General features: G+C 69.8%; 1 protein-coding gene. It reads right to left on the reverse strand.

Annotated elements, in window-relative coordinates:
• Nucleotides 1–47 precede the first annotated feature (47 nt).
• A complete protein-coding gene (locus STRIP9103_RS24600) occupies nt 48–1,265 on the reverse strand; it encodes an IS110 family RNA-guided transposase (RefSeq protein WP_048820914.1) in 1,218 nt (405 codons plus the stop codon).
• Nucleotides 1,266–1,529 lie beyond the last annotated feature (264 nt).

Genomic DNA, 1,529 nt, shown 5'->3' on the forward strand with positions numbered 1-1,529 from the left:
TCGTCAAGGCATCCCTGTCGGTTTGGGGTGATTGGGGCTTGCTGGGGTCATGCGGCGAGTGCAACGTCCGGGGGTGTGCGGGATTCGTAGAAGGTGCCGTCTCGGAGCATGGCGAACAGGACGCTGATGCGTTGGCGGGCGAGGCGGAGGAGGGCCTGGGTGTGGGTTTTGCCGCGGGCGCGTTGCTTGTCGTAGTAGGTGCGGGAGGCGGGATCGGCGTTCATGCAGGCGAAGGCGGAGAGGAACATGGCGCGTTTGAGCTGGCGGTTTCCGCCTCGGGGTGCGTGTTCGCCGTGGATCGAGGTCCCCGATGACCTCGTGGTCGGGGCGAGGCCGGCGTAGGAGGCGAGGTGGGCGGCGCTCGGGAAGCTGGTGCCGTCGCCGACGGTGACCAGCAGGACGGCGGCGGTCCTGACGCCGACGCCGGGCATCGACGTCAGGACCGGGGAAAGAGGGTGAGCCTCCAGCAGGGCGTTGATCTGGGCTTCCAGGGCCCGGCGCTGGGTGTGGACGGTGGCCAGGGAGGCGGCCAGGGTGGGGATCACGATGTCGAGGGTGCCGGTGCCCGGGACGACGACGGTCTGCTCGTCCAGGGCGGTGAAGACGTCGTCGATGAGCCGGGTGGCCATGCGCGGGGCCTTGGGGCGGATCACCTCCACCAGCCTGCGGCGTCCGGCCTTGCGCAGGGCTGCGGGAGAGCCGTAACGCTCCAGCAGCCAGGTGACGGCGGGGTGGTCCAGGCGGGGCCCGAGGACGCGTTCGAGGCTGGGGTGGAATTGGGTGAGCAGGCCGCGTATCCGGTTGCTGGTGCGGGTGGCCTCGGCCGCGAGGTCCTGGTCGAAGCCCACCAGCACGGTCAGCTCGGCGGTGATCTCGTCGGTGAGCTCCAGCGAGCGCAGGGTGTGCGGCATGGTGCGGGCTGCGTCCGCGATCACCGCGGCGTCCTTGGCATCCGTCTTGGCCTCGCCCGGATACAGATCCGCGATCCGGCGCATGGCCAGTCCCGGCAGGTAGGCGGCCTGGCAGCCCGCGTCCCGGGCGACGGTGAGGGGGAGGGCGCCGATGGAGGCGGGCTGGTCCACGATCACCAGGACGGTGCCGAACTTCGCGGTCAGCTTGTCGAAGACGGCCCGCAGTTTCGGCTCGCTGTTGGGCAGCTGCTTGTCGAAGACCTTCTTGCCGGCCGGGGTCAGCCCGTGCCCGTGATGGGCACTCTTGCCGACGTCCAGGCCGAGGAACACGCCCACGTCTTCGGTGTCGAACATCGCGCCCTTCCAAGGGAGTTGAACGTGCTGGCCTTGGCAGTGGTGTCGTACGCGCGCATCCACGTTATGCAGACCTGTCGCCCGCGAGCTGTCCGGCATTGCGCCGGACCGGGCGGTGGCCGGACCTCTGATCAGCGTCTCCGACGGCACCTCCCGGGCCCGGTGACACCACCCCCCAGGTCATCCGTTCGACAGGGGGCAAAAGTCATGCCGGGCCCGGAGGCCAGCGGCCCTCTTGCAGGACCGCGGAAAACATAACGGGGG

This window comes from Streptomyces ipomoeae 91-03 (assembly GCF_000317595.1).
Lineage (GTDB): Bacteria > Actinomycetota > Actinomycetes > Streptomycetales > Streptomycetaceae > Streptomyces > Streptomyces ipomoeae.